Origin of the sequence: Nocardia sp. NPDC046473, assembly GCF_040645995.1 — a bacterium.
In the GTDB taxonomy this organism is placed as follows: Bacteria; Actinomycetota; Actinomycetes; order Mycobacteriales; family Mycobacteriaceae; genus Nocardia.
The window spans coordinates 67531-84682 of the sequence record NZ_JBEYZJ010000001.1 but is presented as its reverse complement, the minus strand read 5'-3'; the positions used below and the strand labels follow the sequence as shown (position 1 = coordinate 84682).

Below are 17152 nucleotides of genomic sequence, written 5' to 3'. Positions count from 1 at the left end.
GGGATCCCCGCCGCGTCCAGACGGTCAACTGGGGAAGTTGGACCGCCGTGCACCATTCGGGGCGAATGCCGGTGGCGGACCGGCAGGTTTTCTGATCTCCCCACTGCGGACTGGGGAACGCTGATGAGGCTTTTTCGTGGCGACCGGCCGAAGATTGCCCGCCCCTTGCAACGGCGAACGAGCCGTATTGCAGACTATGCAATATCAATTGCGCCACTTGCGGACTGGTGTGACGTACGACATCCTGACCCGAACGCGGGACCGGCCGCGGGAGGGAAGGAGAAAACCGTGCGCGATGGTGAACTCGGACGACGGCGTCTGCTCGGGATAATGGGGGGCGCGGCGGGCGTCGGTGTCGCGGTGGCGACCGGAGTCCTACGTCCGGTGCTCGCGGGCGCGGCGAATGGGACTCGCGCGTTCCTGGGTTCCTATACCTCCAGTGGCGCAGGCGGTTCCGGTATCAGTGTCGCCACCGTCGATCCCGGCACCGGTCGGCTGACCGTGGAAAGCACTGTGGACGTTGCCGATCCGTCCTTCCTGGCGTTCTCGCCGGACCGGCGTTACCTGTACGCGGTGAACGAAGGCTCGGGCGCGGGCACAGCCACCGCGATCGACGTGCGCGCCCCAGCCGACTGTATTGAACACGGTTGCAGTGCAAGGCAATGCGCCCACGCACCTGTGCGTCACCCCGGATGGTCGTTACGTGCTGACCGCGAACTATGAGTCGGGCAGCGTCAGCGTGCTCGCCGTGGCCGACGACGGACGACTCGGCGCGGTCACCGATGTCGTCCAGCACACCGGCACCGGACCTGACCCGGACCGCCAGTCCGCACCGCATGCACATCAGGTGTCGATCGATCCCTCCGGACGCTGGGTGCTGGTGGTGGATTTGGGCGTCGACTCGATCTACGTCTACGAACTGGCCCGAGGCAAGCTGAATCAGCACGCGCAGGTCGCGATGACGCCCGGCAGCGGACCACGGCACCTGACCTTCCATCCCAACGGCCGCAACGCGTTTCTGGCCAACGAGCTGAATTCCACAGTGACGGTGCTCGATTGGCAGGCGGACCGCGGCGAACTCCGCGCCGGGCAATCGCTGCCCGCGGACCTGAACAGCGGCGGCGATCGGAACTACCCGTCCGCGCCGGTGGTCGCCAAGGACGGCCGGTTCCTCTACCTCGCCAACCGCGGTCACGACAACGTCGCGACCTTCGCCATTGTCGGCGGATTGCTGGTACCGATGGGCACCACACCGTGCGGCGGAAAGTTCCCCCGCGATCTGACGCTGAGCCCGGATGGCCGGCGGCTGTACGCGGCCAATCAGAAGTCGAACTCGGTGGCCTGGCTCGACCTCGATCCCACCACCGGCCTGCCCGCCGCGCCGTCGGCCACGCTGAACGCACCGGCGGCCACCTGCGTGCTGTTCGAGTAACGGTCGGTCCGCGAGTCACCTTCGCGCACAACGGATTCCACCTCGCCTGACGCGCCTGGCCGATCGGTCCCCAGTTGTGCGCCCAGTCGAGATGGGCGGCCGGGTGTGGTTCTACTTGGTCATGAATCACACCCATCGCAGTTACGGCGGAGTGATCGACCTACGCAGGATCACGCACATCACGCTGGGTTTGCTGATCGTGGCGGGCAGCGTGGTCGCCGCGCCCACCGCCCTGGCCGAGGCGGACGCCGGTCGGCTCGGCAATCTCAGCGCCATCGCCGACGACGGCGTGACGACCACCATGCACTCCGGCGCGGCCACGGTCCGGGTGAGCTTCCCCAACTCCGGCGCGGTGCGCGTGCAGCTGGCGCCCGACGGCAAGTTCACCGACCCGGCCCGCGACAAGATCGTCCTGCCGACCAAGCTGCCACCCGCCGCCGCGCACCGAACCGACAAGGGCGACTACTGGGCCATCGCCACCTCCGGTGTCACCTTGCGCGCGTACAAGACTCCGCTGCGCTTCGCGCTCTACGACGGTGCCGACACCAAGCAGATATGGGCCGAGACCGCGCCGCTGTCCTGGACCAAAACCGCGACAACGCAGAGCCTCGGCCGGGGCCAGCACGAGCAGTTCTTCGGCGGCGGCGAACAGAACGGGCGGTTCAGCCACCGCGACCAGACCGTCAAGATCTTCGCCGACGACAACTGGAACGACGGCGGCGCGCCGAACTCACAGCCGTTCTACCTGTCCAGCAACGGATATGGCGTGCTGCGCAACACCTTCGCGCCGGGCAACTACGCCTTCACCGATCCGGCACGCACCACGCACGAGGAACGCCGCTTCGACGCGATCTACGTCGTCGGCGACGGCCCCAAGTCGGTGATCTCCGCCTACACCGCGCTGGTCGGCAGGCCGTTCCTGCCGCCGATCTACGGGCTGGAGATGGGCGACTCCGACTGCTATCTGCACAACGCCAATCGCGGTGAGCGGCACACCCTGGACGCGGTCGGCATCGCCGACGGTTATGTGCGCAACCAGATGCCGAACGGCTGGATGCTGGTCAATGACGGCTATGGCTGCGGATACGAGAATCTGCCGCAGGTCGGCGAGGGGCTGCGCAAGGACAACATGCAGCTCGGGTTGTGGACCGAGAACGGGCTGCCGCATCAGGCAGATGAGGTCAAAGCCGGTGTGCGCGTTCGTAAGTTGGACGTGGCCTGGGTCGGCCCCGGATATCAGTTCGCCTTGGACGGCTGCGACAGCGCGCACCGCGGCATCGAGGACAACAGCGACGCCCGAGGTTTCGTCTGGACGCCGGTGAGTTGGGCCGGCGCGCAACGCTGTGCGGTGTTGTGGAGCGGCGACCAGTCCGGCAGCTACGACTACGTCCGCTGGCAGATTCCCACCTACGCGGGTTCGACGATGTCCGGCATCGCCTACAACAGCGGCGATGTCGACGGCATCTTCGGCGGCAGTCCGCGCACCTACACCCGCGACCTGCAGTGGAAGGCCTTCCTGCCCACCATCATGTCGATGGACGGCTGGGCGCCCAACGACAAGCAGCCGTGGCGCTACGGCGAGCCCTACACCTCGATCAACCGAAAGTACTTGCAGCTCAAGGAAAGACTGCTGCCCTACACGTATTCGTACTCGGTCGAGGCGAATCGTACCGGCGTCGGCCAGGTTCGGCCGCTCGCGCTGGAGTACCCGAAGGATCCCGCGACCTGGGGCGACCAGGCGCGCTACGAATTCCTTTCCGGGAAGGACTTTCTCGTCGCGCCGGTGTACAACGACGCCGAAAAGCGTGACGGCATCTACCTGCCGGAGGGCACTTGGATCGACTATTGGAGCGGCCGCAGCTGGACTGGGCCGACCACGGTGAACGACTATCGCGCGCCGCTGGACACGCTGCCACTGTTCGTGCGCGCGGGCGCGGTGGTGCCGATGTGGGCCGAGGGCACCCAGTCATGGCAGACCCGCGACAAGAGCGTGCTGGATCTGGACGTCTACCCGCAGGCCGCGGGCAACTTCACGCTGGTCGAGGACGACGGGGTCACCCGGGGCTACCAGCACGGCGAACAAGCTTCGCAGAACTTCGCCGTGCGCTCGGCCTCCGGTTCGACCGAGGTGACCATCGGCGCCAGCACGGGCTCGTATCCGGGCAAGCCCGCCGCCCGGCGCTACGAACTCACCGTGCACGCCGGTTCGGCCCCGAAGGCGGTACAGACCGCCGCCGGTCCACTGACCCAACGCGCCAGCCGCGCCGACCTCGATCGCGCACCCAACGGATGGTGGTTCGACCCGCAGGATCGCGGCGGCGTCGTGCACGTCAAAACCGATCCGATCGCTGCGGCGAACAGTCAGTCGGTGACACTGCGCTGATTAGCGGAGGGTGCGTGTTCGGAGTGAGGGTGGTTAACTCCTCCTCGGATTGTCGTGCTCGAAGGGAGTTAGGGGTAGGCGTGGTGCAACTCGGAGTGAACGAGTCATTCGCGGACTACCTCATCGAGGGCGTGCTCGGCCGGGGCGGGATGGGCACCGTGTATTTGGCACAGCATCCGCGGTTGCCGCGCCAGGTCGCCCTCAAACTGCTCAATCGCGAGGTCTCGGCGGAACCAGAATTGCGGCGGCGGTTCGAGCAGGAGGCCAATGTCGTCGCGCGGCTGGATCATCCGGGCATCGTCGGCATTCACGATCGTGGCACACACGACGGGCACCTGTGGATCGCCATGCAGTACATCCATGGCTCCGATGCCGCCCGGTTGAATCCGCGGGACGTGCCGATCGACCGGGCGCTGCGCATCGTCTCCGAGACCGGGGCGGCGCTCGATTACGCGCACAGCCGCGGCGTGCTGCACCGCGATATCAAACCGGCGAACATCCTGCTGTCGTCGCCGGACACCGGTCGCGCGGAACGGGCGGTGCTGACCGATTTCGGCATCGCCCGCCTGCTCGACTCGAACACCCAGCTCACCGTGAGTGGAACGTTCAACGCCACCCTCGCGTACGCCTCGCCGGAGCAGCTCTCCGGCGAGCCGGTCGATCACCGCTCGGATCAATACTCGCTGGCGTGCACTTTGTTCACGCTGCTGGCGGGGCACGCGCCGTTCGCGGCGACCAATCCCGGGCAGGTCGTCGCCGGACATATCAGTAAACCGGTGCCGCGACTCAGTTCCGTGCGGCCCGATGCACCGCCCGCACTGGACGAGGTGATCGCCAAGGCGATGGCCAAGCGGCGCGACGAACGGTTCGGCAGCTGTCGCGAGTTCACCTCGGTGGCGTGGGATGCGCTGCACGGCCGAGCGGCTCCGGCCCGAATAACCGCACCGCCCAACCGGATAGCGCCGACGGCGTTGAACCAGAACGGCCAGGGTCGGCAAGCCACACCGACTCCGGCACCTGCCGCCAAGCCTGCGCCGGTGCCTGCTGCCAAGCGTGCTCCGACACCTGTTGCCCAACCCGCCCCTGAATCAGCTGCCCGGCCGGTACCGGCGAGTGGTCGAGGCAGCGCGATGGGTGCGGTCATGCTCGCGTTTCTGCTCGCCTGCGTCGTCGCGGCGCTGGTGGCGAACCCGCGGGTACGGGTCGTTCGCGCCCTCATCGAGTTTCGGGACCTACACATCGCGCCCTATGCCGCCGTGGGGGTCGCCGCAGCAGCTGCGGCAGTACTGCTGCTCGGTGGCGCGCTGCTGCTGCTCGCGCGTAAGCGGTTCGGGCGGGTGCTGGTGGTTTTGGGGTGCCTCGGCTATCTGGCGAGCCTGGTGCCGGTCCGTTTCAAGTACGACAGCCCGAATGGCACCACCGGCTGGACGATGGCCGTGGGATTGGTATTGCTGTTGCTGACGCTGATATTCACGCTGTCCAAGCCGACGGCCCGCTGGTTGCGGGCCACCGGCTCCAGACGTCGGTAAGGCGTTATTCAGGGAGACTGTCGGCCAACGCGTTTCGCATCACGTATTCCACGCCGGGATCACCGGGCAGCGTCCAGTGGGCACCGACGAAGTACCTGGCCGCGTCCTTGTCTCCCTTGGCGAGATACTGCATCCACGCCAAGGTGATGGGGGCGAACGGGTTGTGCGCGGGATCATCCATCGGGGTGATATGGGTGCCGCCTCGAATACACGCCAGATACGCCGGAACTGTTATGGCGGTGTGGTATTGGGTCCACATGGGGTAGTACCAGTGCCAGACGATGGCGTCGTTGCAGCCGGTGAGATAGAGGGCAGGCACGTTGAGCAGAATGCCGAGCGCGTAAGGCGACGGCTCGGTGGGCACCGCGCCGATGATCCGCACATCCGGATCGATCATGTGCCACACGTCAGGCGGCAGGCTCGCATTGAGTTGGGTCGCGCCGCCGCCGCCGGAGTGGCCGGCGAAGATGACACGACTCAGATCCACCTTGCCGAACATCGGGCTGTCCGGATTCTTGTCGGCATTCGACAGTGCCTGTACGCCACCGAGACCCATTTCCGGGGTCGAATTGAGCAGGTCGTACGGTGTCGCGATCACATATCCGTAGCTGGCCCAGAAGCGCAGGCTCCAGTCGTAATACCCGGGTTCCTGACCGGTGCCCGGCGAGTAGACGAGCACCGGAAGCCGATCCATGTTCGCGATGTCCTTCGGGTAGTAGAAGGTGACACCGACCGGTGAATCCGTTCCCGACGGAAATATATTCGTGCACTGCAGTTCCGACTGATTACCCCAGAATCGCCAGGTGTTGTTGATGGTCGAGCCGTACGGCGAGGAATCGCAGTTGTGCGTCGCTGTGGTTTGTGCCGTCTCGTACGGGCCGGGTTCGGCATACCGGCTCAACGGCACATCGCCTGGTGCGAAACCATCTTCGGCCATGGCAGCCGGAGCAGTGCCGATCGCTGAACCGGCCAGGACAGTTGCCGATAGAAAGACAGCGCCAAGTGCACGGACGACTTTCGTCGGCCAACCCCCGCCGAATCGTTCGGTACGCAAACTCTCACCTCTCGTTTCCAAAGAATGTAAACAAGGGAACGCGACTCGACGGTCGCGGAAGCGAGATCACTGTGGGATAAATTCGGCGGCCAGTCAAGCAAACACGCGGACAAGCCGCCGCCCATCGTGTTAAATTATTAGCGTGTCTAATATCAGTCGCCGCAATCCGCTCATTTCGGTGGCCGCCTTGGGACTTATCGCGGCGCTCACCGCAACAGCCTGCAACTCCACTGCCTCGAAGAACGAGACGAGCTCCACGCCGAGCTCGTCGAGCGTTCCGGCACAAGACAATACGACGCTGTTCCACGACATATACAAGCAATTGGTGGAAACCGATACCTCGCACTCGACCGGCAGTACGACGGTCGCCGCGAACGCGATGAAGCAGCGCCTGCTCGACGCAGGCTTCGCCGAAGCCGATATGCAGATATTCGAGCCGGTGCAACGCAAAGGCGACCTCGTCCTGCGCTTCACCGGATCCGGACAACGTAAACCGTTGCTGCTCTTGGGACATCTCGATGTCGTCGAGGCCAAGCGCGAGGACGGCTGGCACACCGACCCGTACCAGCTCACCGAGACAGACGGCTTCTATGCCGCCCGGGGTTCGATCGACGACAAATCCATGGTGGCCGCCCTCGTTTCCGGCCTGATCCAACTGAAGCGCGAAGGGTTCAAGCCCAACCGCGACATCGTGCTTGCGCTGACCTCCGACGAGGAAGCCGGGACGGACAACGGCGCAAAATGGTTGATGGACAACAAATTCGACCTGATGAACGCGGAGTACGGCCTGAACGAAGGCGGTAGGGCGCTGCTGGTCGACGGCAAGCCGAGCCTGCAGGGCGTGCAGGTGGCCGAGAAGACCTACGTCACCTATCAGGTCGAAGCCAAGGCGGCGGGCGGGCACAGCTCGGTGCCGACGCCCGACAATGCCATCTACACCCTGACCGCCGCGCTGAATCGTCTTGCCGCGTACCGGTTTCCGTCCTCACTCAGCGACCCGACCCGCGACAACTTCGCCGCGCTCGCTGCGGGCCGCACCGGCCCGGAGGGCGACGATATGCGCGCGGTCGCCGCAGGCAACCCGAGCCCGGAGGCGGTGGATCGGCTCTCGGCCAATCCCGAATACAACGCCCAACTTCGGACCACCTGCGTGACCACCATGCTGAAGGCCGGGGAAGCCGAAAACGCGTTGCCGCAAACGGCCAACGCGACGATCAATTGCCGAATCCTCCCCCAGGACAAACCCGAGGATATCGACAAGCAATTGACGGCGGCCCTCGCCGACAGCAAGCTGACCATCACTCCCAAAGTGGATCCGGCGGGCGGCATCTCACCCACCAATGGCGACGTCATGGCCGCCGTCACGTCGCTGACGAAGGAACTGTTCCCCACCGCCGCCGTGAGCTCGTTCATGTCCACCGGCGCCACCGACAGCAAATACGCACGCAGCAAAGGGATTCCGATGTACGGCGTCAGCGGGCTGTTCATGGTGAGCGCCGACGCCGGTCGTATCCACGGCGTGAACGAACGGGCACCGATCGCGGGCCTGGATGCCAGCCGCGAATTCCTCTACCGCCTCGTCAAACAACTGTCCACGTAGTTTTCAGGCGGCCGCCGCGCCCACCGGGCGCGGCGAGTCACGCCGGCTGGTCCAGGGATTCGAGTTCGGTCCGCAGCGCGACGACCTCGGCGGCGAGTTCGTCGCGCAGCTGTTCGCGTTCCACGAGGCTGGCGCGCATGCTGTCGATGGTGTCGTTCATGGCGGCCAGCTTCTGGTCCGCGCCGGACAGGCGCCATTCGATGACGCCGCGGCGGTCGACGTCGCCGCTGGCCTTGCTCACCCACGCCACCACGTAGTCGAGCCAGTCCGGCTGCTTGGGCATCTCCTCGGTGGCGTCCCAGCCGCGCCGGACCGCCGTCTTCGCGGACAGCACCCGCTCACCGGCGAGGCCGTCGGCCGGCGCGTTCATCTGCACATGGCTGAGCTTTCCGGCGGTCGTCACGACGGCGGTCAGGCGGTAACGCCCGGCGAGATGCATCTTCAGCTCCGCCGCGCCACGCCCGTCGGCATCCATCGCGCCGAGCCACGGGCCGTCGGCCGCGTTGATGATCGACTCGAGCATGCCGAGCTGGCCGGCGGCGCGACGCACTCGGTTCGCATGCTCGCGTAGTTCGTCCGGTGTGGCGGTCATCTGGTCCCAGTGCATCGCACCTACTTCCTCGTCGACCGGCTCCCAAAGATTAGGAACTGCTACGAACGTACATTCGTCGCTCGCGCAACCGTGGGAGATGTGCGGCGTCGGCGGCTCGCGGCCACCCTTGACTTGGAGTGCACTCCAGGTCGTAGCGTGGGGACTCTGAGTCGCCCACACACGAGGGGATCGTTCAATGGAACTCGGTTTTCATATTCCGATATTCGACATCGACGGTGGCACGCCGGCGATCGCCGGCGAGCTGGCCAGGGTGGGTGCCGCGGCCGAGGCGTCCGGCGCGACCTGGTTGTCGTTCATGGACCACTACTTCCAGATCGAGCCGACCGGGCGGCCCGCCGAGTCGAACATGCTCGAGGGCTACACCACGCTCGGGTTCCTGGCCGCGCACACCTCGAACATCCAACTCGGCCTGCTCGTCACCGGCGTGACCTATCGCCATCCCGGCCTGCTCGCCAAGATCGTCACCACGCTCGACGTGCTCTCCGGCGGCCGCGCCGCGCTCGGCATCGGTGCAGCCTGGTTCGAGCGCGAGCACCTCGGGCTCGGCGTGCCGTACCCGCCGATCGCCGCACGGTTCGAGCGGCTGGAGGAGGCGCTGCGCATCTGCCTGCAGATGTGGGATCCGGCGAACAACGGACCGTTCGAGGGCAAGCACTATCAGCTGGCCGAGACGCTCTGCTCGCCGCAGCCGATCAACCGGCCCAAGATCCTCATCGGCGGCAGCGGCGAGCGCAAGACGCTGCGGCTGGTCGCGCAGTACGGCGACGCGTGCAACCTCTTCGGCAGCGCGCCCGCGGATATCGAACACAAGCTGGACGTGCTGCGTCGGCATTGCGACGATGTCGGCCGGGATTTCAACGAACTCCGGATCACCATCATGGCCAACAATCCACGGCCGACGCCGGACACCCGCGACGAATTCGTCCGCAGCATGGCCGATTACGCGAAGCTCGGCGTGCACGCCGTCATCATCACCCCGACCACCGGATCGCCCGCCGGGTGGATCGACAGCATGGCGCCGGCGGTTGCGCAGCTCGCCGAACTCGGCTGACGACCGCCCGCACTACGTATTCGCGACGCGGCCCGAAATGTACCCGACGGCGAAGGTCAGGTGCTGACGGGCCGCGCTGGAGAGCGCGGGCCGAACCGTTCGAGTCACAATTCCGCAGAGTTCGTCAGATACTCGGAATGGTATAACCGCGAATTCCGCTTCGACGAATTCCGAATAGTACTTGCGAACGCCTCGCGGAGCCCATCGCCCGGGCCGACACCCAGCTCCTCACGCAGGACTCGTTCCGCCGATTTGTACGCCTCGACAGCTTCCGCATGCCGGCCGGCCCGGTGCAGCGCTGTCATCAGCTGGACCCGCATTCGCTCGTTCAGCGGATTGTCGCCGATAAAGCGTTTCGCATTCATGATGACCCGTCGGTCCTCACCCAGCATGATCCACGCGTCGAGCAGTATTTCGCGGGCCGTTCTGCGCAGCTGATGCAGATCATCAGCTGCCGCGGCCGCGAGCGGTCCGTCCGCAACATCCGACAACGCATCGCCACGCCACAGACCGAGCCCCTCCTCCAGAATTGCCGCGACGACGGAGGGAACCAACGGGGCCAGGCTCATCGCCTGTTCCAGGTGCGTCACGAACCGGTGCGCGTCCACCGCCGACCGCGGCACCCCGAGTTGGTATCCCGCCGAGGTCGATTCGAGCACGGTGGCGTCGCCGACATGGCGGTGCAACCAGCGGCGCAGCCGCGCCATGTGCGCATGCAGGGTATTCGCCGCATTCTCGGTGGAACGAAGCAGATTCAGTTCCTCGATCAGCTCGTCACGACGCACCTCGGCGCCCGCGCGCAGCGCGAGGACGGCGAAGATGGCCTGCAGCTTACGACCCGGTACCGCTACCTGCACACCGTCGATGATCAGTTGCGTTGGACCGAGAATTCTAAATTCGATTCTTGACATCGGTTCCAGTCTTCCCCTCGGCGAGGTGGCTGGAAAACAACGCATGTCACCAGCAATGCCCACGCTCCCAGATAGAGTTACGACATCTTCGTGCGACCGACGCGGACGCCGGTCCGCACCGAGTATCCGCCGATTCGCCGGTAAATCCCGAGCCACTAGTTTCGGGGGCGGCGGTGGATTGGACACACTCGCCATTAAATCACCCGGACATCATGGATTCATCACTTGGGCATCATAGATTCGCCCCCTCATCCTTCGTCTCGATCGGCGGTCCACTTGCCCCGAAGAAGGCGAACCAGCCAGTCAGTATGAGACACACATAACAACCCGAGATTCTATCATTACGGAATGGTTATGTCAATATTGAATTCGATATCCCGAGTTAGTCGAAGCACTACAGGGATGGCGTTTGAAAAGCATTCTTTCCAGCAAACAAGCGAGCTAACTGACGATTAGCTTTCACATATCCGGACGAAATGCTACGGAAACTTACGCATTACCCGAAACGGACATCGAACGACGTCAACATGCAGAACTCGCCGCTGCGCCGATTCACCCAGCGTGCGAAGGGAAGGTCGCGCCGAGCCGATGCTGCCGAGGCGCCCGCCAGCGGCTCGAACCGCTCGGGACGGCGGCGACCTCATGGCGGCGTCGCCGGTCCGAATAGCAGAACCCGCCATAACATCCCACGGTGCCAGCAACCACGAACACCAGTGTTCGGCAAAGCCGAAGCATCCTCGTTCACGACGGTTCCGAAACAAGCCGAGCAACCATGCGATCACTCACATACCGGCTGTTGGTCGTAGACCGACCATGAGTCGGTTACGTATGCTGGCTATTGTGAGCGAGGTCAGGGCGAGCAGGCGCGACATGTATGCGGCGCTGACGAGGACGGCGATCCTCGACGCAGCGAAAGAGTTGTTCGTGGCGCGCGGCTTCGACGCGACGTCGGTCGATGACATCGCGCGCGAATCCCAGCTCAGCAAGGGTGCCGTCTACCACCACTTCCAGGACAAGCAGCAGGTCTTCGCCGAGGTCTACGCGGCGGCGGAGAAGGCCGTCTTCGATGTGGTGGCCGAAGCCGTCATCAAACCCGGCCTCGGGCCGTGGGAGGTCGCCGAACTGGCTGCGCGCACAGCCCTGCAGGCCTACGCCGCCGACGAGAGCACCCGCGCGCTACTACGTCAGGCCACCAGCGTCCTCGGCCAGGAGCGCGCCCGCACCCTGAACTCCGAACTCGCGCTGCCGATGATCCGGGCCCTGCTCGAGGCGGTAGCCGGACTCGGCGAGCTGCGACCGGTCGACATCGAGACGGCCGCGCAGATGGTGTTCCGCATGCTGGCGGAGGCCTCGATGCTGATCACGCTCGCCGATGATCCCGATTCCGCCTCGCAGAATGTCGAGTTCGTCGCGCTCAGCATGCTTCGCGGTCTGCGCGTTGATCCGAGCGCGTAGCAGGAGCCCCGCCACCACATTTCATCAGAGCGCCGCAGGTTGAGGATGGTCTCGACCTGCGGTTTTCTTGTGCGCTCAGCACGAAACGGGAGCGCGGCACCACCGCACACGGGCCGTAGCCGACCATTGACAGGTGAGCGACTTGAAGTATGGTAGATACCGAGAGTCTGTCGACTCTCGGTTGCCTCGGTGAATGGTGGGAGGGCCTCCGGTGGTGCTACTAACAGCTCTGGCTCGGCTCGCGCTACGCGCTCCTCGGACAATCGCTGTGGTCGGACTGGTCCTCGGCGTCGGCGCGGTGATCATGGCGGCACCCGCCCTGACCGGCCTGCCCGCCGGCGGGTTCGATGTGCCGGTGTCCGAGTCGATGCGGGCGGAGCAGGTGCTCAACGACCGTTTCGACGCGGGCGGCATGCCGATCGTCTTCACGGTGACCGCCGAAGCCGGCGTCGACAGCCCGGCGGCCAGGGACCGCGGCGAAGCGATCGTTTCGGCCTTGCGCGGATCGCCCTACGCCAAGCAGATCCTCTCCTATTGGACGACTCCGCAGCAGCAGCTGGCCGCCCCGCTGGCCGGCTCCGATCGGCGCACCGGCCTGGTCGTCGCGCGCATCACCGGCGGCGACAAGTACGCCCCCGGCCGGGCGAGGCAGCTGGCGGACTCGGTCCCGCACGACGCGAACGGCGTCACCGTCGCGGCGGGCGGACCCGCCATGGCCTACAGCGACATCGAGCGGCAATCCCGTTGGGATCTGGTCAAATTCGAGGCCATCGTCACCCCGGTCACCTTTCTGGCGCTGGTCTGGATCTTCGGCAGCGCGGTGGCCGCGCTGCTGCCACTCGCGGTCGCACTGTTCGCGGTCGCCGGCACCACGGCGGTGCTGTGGCAGCTGTACGCGTTCACCAACGTGTCGGTGTTCGCGACCAATATCGGCACGGCCTTGGGTGTGGCGCTCGCGGTCGACTACACGTTGTTCATCGTCAACCGCTATCGCGAAGAGATAGCGCAGGGCGCGACCATGCAGCGCGCCCTGATCGTCACCATGAACACCGCTGGACGGACGGTCACCTATTCGGCGTTGACCATGGCCCTGACCCTGTCGGCCATGGCCGTATTCCCGCACTATCTGCTGCGGTCGCTGGCCTATGGCGGCGTGGCCGCCGTGCTGTTGTCACTGGTCGGCTCGTTGGTGCTGGCGCCGGCGCTGATCGTGTTGCTCGGCAAGCGCATCGATTCGCTCGATATCCGCCGACTCGTCCGACGGCGCGCGGAACGAACCGCCGTCCCCGACGAGCAGTCGGCCTGGTACCGGATCGCCGCGTTCGCGACCCGCAAGCCCGTTCCGGTCGTCGGTGCCTGCCTGATCGCCCTGCTACTGCTCGGCCTGCCATTTCTCGGCGTGAAACTCGCGTACCCGGACGACCGCCAATTGCCGGATTCGACAACGTCACGTGCGGCGGGCGAAATACTGCGCTCGAATTTCGCGCAGGACTACGCGGGCACCGCACAGGTCGTCCTGCCTTCCGGCGTGAAATCCCCGGCCGACGTGACCAACTATGCGATGGCGTTGTCGAACGTGGACGGCGTCCTGCGGGTGGCCGGCCCCAACGGAATCTACGAGCACGGCCGGGTGATCAGCGCGGCGACGTTCGACTCGGCGTTGAAGGGCGACGCCGCCTATCTGACCGTCTCGTCCGACCGGGATCCGTTCTCGGATGCCGGGCAAACGCAGTTGGCCGCGCTCAAATCCGTTCCGGCACCGACGAAGACGCTTTACGGTGGCATGACCCAGCGCAATATCGACAACATTCGCGGAATCACCGATCGCATCCCGCTGGTGCTCGCGATCATTATCGCGATCACCCTGATTCTCACCTTCATGATGACCGGTAGCCTGATCATCCCGCTGAAGGTCCTGTTCACCAACGCCATATCGCTGACCGCCGCCTGCGGGGTGATGGTGTGGATCTTCCAGGACGGCCATCTCGGCGGTCTCGGCACGCTGACCACCGGGCATATCGGCGCCATCGTGCCGCTGCTGCTCGCCTGCATCGCGTACGCGTTGTCCATGGACTACGCCGTTTTCGTGCTCTCCCGGATTCAGGAGGAGTGGGCCGGGTCCGCGCGAACGCGAGCGGACAACGCTCGTGCCGTCGCGCTGGGGCTCGCCCGCACCGGCCGGATCGTCACCGCGGCCGCGACCGTCATGGTCATCGTCTTCATCGGGATCTCGGCCAGTGAGGTTGCGTTCATGCGCGCCTTGGGCATCGGGCTGATGGTGAGCGTGATCGTCGACGCCTTCGTTATCCGGGTACTACTGGTCCCCGGTTTGATGGCGCTGCTCGGTCGCGCGAATTGGTGGGCGCCCGAGTGGCTGCGGCGCTGGTATGAGCGTTACGGATTGCGCGAAGGAAATGATCGCGCCGCGATCGAATCTCCGCGCGTCGAGAAAGCAATGATCCCGGATTGAACATGTCGAAAGGACATCTCATGAGGCGACCTATCACGGTATTCCTTTTCCCAGCTCTCGTCGCGGCGCTGCTGGCAGGCTGCTCCAGCCAACACGACGATCATCAGTCCGCGGCAGAAACCACCGCGGCGGCGCCGGCCGACTGCACTCAGCAGGGAAAGTATCCGCCGACCCCCACCGTCGATCTGCTCAACACCCTGTTGCAGCGCGGGCTCGATCCGAACATCCCCGCGACGGACAAATTCGACCTGATGCAAGGCGCGGCAGGCGATCCGGATCTGTTCAATCGGATGATCCCGGCGCTGAACAAGGCGAACTTCGCGGTCGCGATCAAAGGTGTCACCGACTACTGCAATGGCACGGCCAACGCCGACGCCACGCTCAACTTCTACGGTCAGCCCAACGACAGCCAGGTCCCGCTCGTCGCCGAGGACGGCAAATGGAAGCTGGAACGCGTGTGGGCCTGCGGGCTCGCCGCCAGTCTCCAGCAGACCTCGCCGATCTGCTGATCGGACGCCGCGACCAATCGAGAGGTTCTCGACCGATGCCCGCATCCGACGCCCGTCGACCTGTCCGACTCCGAGTACGCCTGGTGCTGCTGGCTGTCCTGCTGCTGCCGCTGCTCGGTGGCGCGATCGCGGCGAGCTTCGTCCCCGATTCGACCGCGCCCGACGGCGGGCACCGCGTCGCGATCGTCCGGCAGTCCACCGCGGCGCCGGCTGCGGCAAGTGGCACCTTGACCACCGCGCTGACCGCTACCCCGGGCTTCGACTGGCAGGTCGTCACCGCGACCGAGGCCGCGCGGCGACTGTCGGATCGCTCGGTCTTCGCGGTCGTCACCATCCCGGACACGTTCACGACCAACAGCGCCCGGCCGGCCGGATCGAGCGGACGTCCGGCCGCCGGTGCACCGGCGGGCGGGCAGGTGCAGGTGGTGCCGAGCGGGAATCCGACGGATCCGGATTACGCTCGGCTCGAGCGTGCGGTGTCCGGCACCGCGGTCCGCGTCGGCATCGAGGGACTGCTGGTCTCGGTGTCGCAATCGCGGACCAACCTCAACGTTGCCGCGCTCACCGCAGCCGGGCTCAAGGCGGCCGCCGCGAACGCCGACGGCACCGTCAACGACGTGCTCAACAGTGTGAAACAACTTCTCGGACAGACTGATCCGCTCATCGATCAGGCACAGAGCCTGATCACCGCCCTTCGGCAATACACTGCCATTATCGACGAATTGTCCGGCAAGCTAACCACTTTCGCCGATAGCATGCGCGGCGTGACACTCACCCTCGGCGATCTGCAGCACGGCGTCGGCACCATGCACGCCGGGTTGGCCTCGGTCGACACCATGCTGCGGGACACGGCGGCGGTGCGGGCGGAGCTGAACAATGCGCTGTGGCCGATCGCGGATGTCCTTCGGGCCAGCGGTCTGCCGGACGGTCAACGCGTCGGTGATCAGTTGACCGGCCTGCTGACGATGGTCAGCGGCCTCGACGATCCGCAGACCTCGGCGCGCATCGACAGCCTGCAGGTCGGAACTCAGTTGCTGGACAGTCAATTACGCGATCTGTCCGGGTTGCTCGGCAGGCCGGTCGACGCGCAGACCCAACTCGTCGACGTGCTCGACCTGGCCGTCGGGCGCCTGACCGACATCCGCGCCTTCCTGGCCCAGGGCGACTCGACGATCAATCAGGTCATGGCGCAGCTGAACGACGCCAAGCAGCTGATGCCGACCATGGAGGGCCAGATCCGTGGCCAGCTCGAACAGCTCAAGGCCGCGACCACCCAGCTGGTGGTGTCGCTCAACAGCGGCGTCAACGGGCTGCCCGATACCTCGGCCGCCACGGCAAATCGGCTCAGCCAGAACAACATTGCCGCCTCGGCCGTCGACAGCAGGCAGCCGAGCGCGGATCTGTTGCGGGCGACGGTAACTCTGCTGCTCGGCGCCCTGGTGATAGCACTGCTCCAGGCGGTGACAGCGGATCGGCTGACGAGCCGTGGCTGGTTGCCACGCCGGGCCGGGACCGCGTCGTGGGCGCTCGCGGTCGTGCTTTCGCTCGGACTGGCCGTTATCCCCAGTCATTACGTCGAGCACCGGCACACCCTGATGCTGTACGGCTGCGCTGTGGTCGCCGTCTTCGCGGCGGTCACGATGTCGGCGGCAGTGCTTCGACTGTTCGGCCGTCTCGGCCTCGCCGGCCTGCTCACGACCATCGCCGCGGCGACAACCCTGGACATCGGCAGCCACCGCGACACCGCGCCCGGGCTGCGCCTGCTCCCCGGCAGCTATGTGCTGACCGGGCTCGACTCCGCCGGTGCCGCGGGTACGAGCAGCACGCTGCTGCTGCCGGTGATCGTGCTACTCGCCTGCGGTGGGTGCGCGATTGCCGTGTACCTGTGGGCCGCGAGAGCCGGTTCCCGAGCCGGTGAACCGGCCTAGCTTTCACGGTGACGAATGGGGGACGACACGCCGCTGACCTGCGATCGAGACCACTGCCAACAGACGAGTGAAATCGCGCCGAAACAGGCGCGGCGCAGTTTCAGGGCTCTTTCACGCGCATGTTCGAGACTGGATCTCGGCAGCATGATCATCTGCAATCCGGCACCGCGTCGGCCGATCACGCTGTGCCGCAAGCACTTCAGCTCTTGGGGGTTTT

General features: G+C 65.6%; 13 protein-coding genes. 10 read left to right on the top strand and 3 right to left on the bottom strand.

Features of this window, described 5'->3' with window-relative positions; genetic code table 11:
* The first annotated feature begins 288 nt into the window (after positions 1–288).
* The 4 genes from ABZ942_RS00420 to ABZ942_RS00405 all read left to right on the top strand — a co-directional run bounded on the left by ABZ942_RS00420 (position 289) and on the right by ABZ942_RS00405 (position 5344).
* Positions 289–723, top strand: a complete 435-nt coding sequence (locus tag ABZ942_RS00420) for a beta-propeller fold lactonase family protein (protein ID WP_357377515.1) — start codon at positions 289–291, stop codon at positions 721–723.
* Entirely contained in the window at positions 653–1432 is a 780-nt protein-coding gene (locus ABZ942_RS00415; protein ID WP_357379305.1) for a lactonase family protein, read from the top strand. Before ABZ942_RS00420 ends, ABZ942_RS00415 begins: the two co-directional genes overlap by 71 nt.
* Positions 1433–1553: 121 nt before the next feature.
* Entirely contained in the window at positions 1554–3815 is a 2262-nt protein-coding gene (locus ABZ942_RS00410) for a TIM-barrel domain-containing protein (protein ID WP_357377513.1), read from the top strand.
* A gap of 95 nt (positions 3816–3910) precedes the next feature.
* Positions 3911–5344, top strand: a complete 1434-nt coding sequence (locus ABZ942_RS00405) for a serine/threonine-protein kinase (RefSeq protein ID WP_357377511.1) — start codon at positions 3911–3913, stop codon at positions 5342–5344.
* Between the two features lie 4 nt (positions 5345–5348).
* Here ABZ942_RS00405 and ABZ942_RS00400 read toward each other — a convergent pair whose 3' ends face one another.
* Positions 5349–6281 (bottom strand): alpha/beta hydrolase, encoded by a 933-nt coding sequence (locus ABZ942_RS00400; protein ID WP_357377509.1) that lies wholly within the window; start codon positions 6279–6281, stop codon positions 5349–5351.
* A 259-nt stretch (positions 6282–6540) separates the two neighbouring features.
* Between ABZ942_RS00400 and ABZ942_RS00395 the strand changes: the two genes are divergently transcribed.
* Positions 6541–7998: a M20/M25/M40 family metallo-hydrolase gene (locus ABZ942_RS00395; protein ID WP_357377507.1), complete on the top strand. Its 1458-nt coding sequence runs from the start codon at positions 6541–6543 to the stop codon at positions 7996–7998.
* 37 nt (positions 7999–8035) lie between these two features.
* On the opposite strand, the gene ABZ942_RS00390 is transcribed toward ABZ942_RS00395, so the two are convergent.
* Complete coding sequence (locus tag ABZ942_RS00390) at positions 8036–8590, bottom strand: hypothetical protein (RefSeq protein WP_357377505.1); 555 nt, start codon at positions 8588–8590, stop codon at positions 8036–8038.
* A gap of 196 nt (positions 8591–8786) precedes the next feature.
* On the opposite strand from ABZ942_RS00390, the gene ABZ942_RS00385 reads away from it, so the two are divergent.
* Positions 8787–9662: an LLM class F420-dependent oxidoreductase gene (locus ABZ942_RS00385; protein WP_357377503.1), complete on the top strand. Its 876-nt coding sequence runs from the start codon at positions 8787–8789 to the stop codon at positions 9660–9662.
* Between the two features lie 104 nt (positions 9663–9766).
* Here ABZ942_RS00385 and ABZ942_RS00380 read toward each other — a convergent pair whose 3' ends face one another.
* Complete coding sequence (locus ABZ942_RS00380) at positions 9767–10573, bottom strand: BTAD domain-containing putative transcriptional regulator (protein WP_357377501.1); 807 nt, start codon at positions 10571–10573, stop codon at positions 9767–9769.
* A gap of 840 nt (positions 10574–11413) precedes the next feature.
* Between ABZ942_RS00380 and ABZ942_RS00375 the strand changes: the two genes are divergently transcribed.
* From ABZ942_RS00375 to ABZ942_RS00360, 4 genes are all read left to right on the top strand, one after another.
* The gene (locus ABZ942_RS00375) at positions 11414–12028 is read left to right on the top strand and encodes a helix-turn-helix domain-containing protein (protein WP_357377499.1); all 615 of its coding nucleotides are present in this window, start codon (positions 11414–11416) and stop codon (positions 12026–12028) included.
* Positions 12029–12296: 268 nt separating this feature from the next.
* Entirely contained in the window at positions 12297–14498 is a 2202-nt protein-coding gene (locus ABZ942_RS00370; protein WP_357377497.1) for an MMPL family transporter, read from the top strand.
* Between the two features lie 20 nt (positions 14499–14518).
* Complete coding sequence (locus ABZ942_RS00365) at positions 14519–15007, top strand: hypothetical protein (RefSeq protein ID WP_357377495.1); 489 nt, start codon at positions 14519–14521, stop codon at positions 15005–15007.
* Between the two features lie 35 nt (positions 15008–15042).
* Entirely contained in the window at positions 15043–16935 is a 1893-nt protein-coding gene (locus ABZ942_RS00360) for a hypothetical protein (RefSeq protein ID WP_357377493.1), read from the top strand.
* The last annotated feature ends 217 nt before the right edge of the window (positions 16936–17152 follow it).

Bases quoted from the DNA above. Each gene is read 5' to 3' on its own strand.
- ABZ942_RS00365 (WP_357377495.1), top strand. From the start codon at position 14,519: ATGAGGCGACCTATCACGGTATTCCTTTTCCCAGCTCTCGTCGCGGCG.
- ABZ942_RS00380 (WP_357377501.1), bottom strand. From the start codon at position 10,573: ATGTCAAGAATCGAATTTAGAATTCTCGGTCCAACGCAACTGATCATC.
- ABZ942_RS00385 (WP_357377503.1), top strand. From the start codon at position 8,787: ATGGAACTCGGTTTTCATATTCCGATATTCGACATCGACGGTGGCACG.
- ABZ942_RS00360 (WP_357377493.1), top strand. From the start codon at position 15,043: ATGCCCGCATCCGACGCCCGTCGACCTGTCCGACTCCGAGTACGCCTG.
- ABZ942_RS00400 (WP_357377509.1), bottom strand. From the start codon at position 6,281: ATGGCCGAAGATGGTTTCGCACCAGGCGATGTGCCGTTGAGCCGGTAT.
- ABZ942_RS00390 (WP_357377505.1), bottom strand. From the start codon at position 8,590: ATGACCGCCACACCGGACGAACTACGCGAGCATGCGAACCGAGTGCGT.
- ABZ942_RS00410 (WP_357377513.1), top strand. From the start codon at position 1,554: ATGAATCACACCCATCGCAGTTACGGCGGAGTGATCGACCTACGCAGG.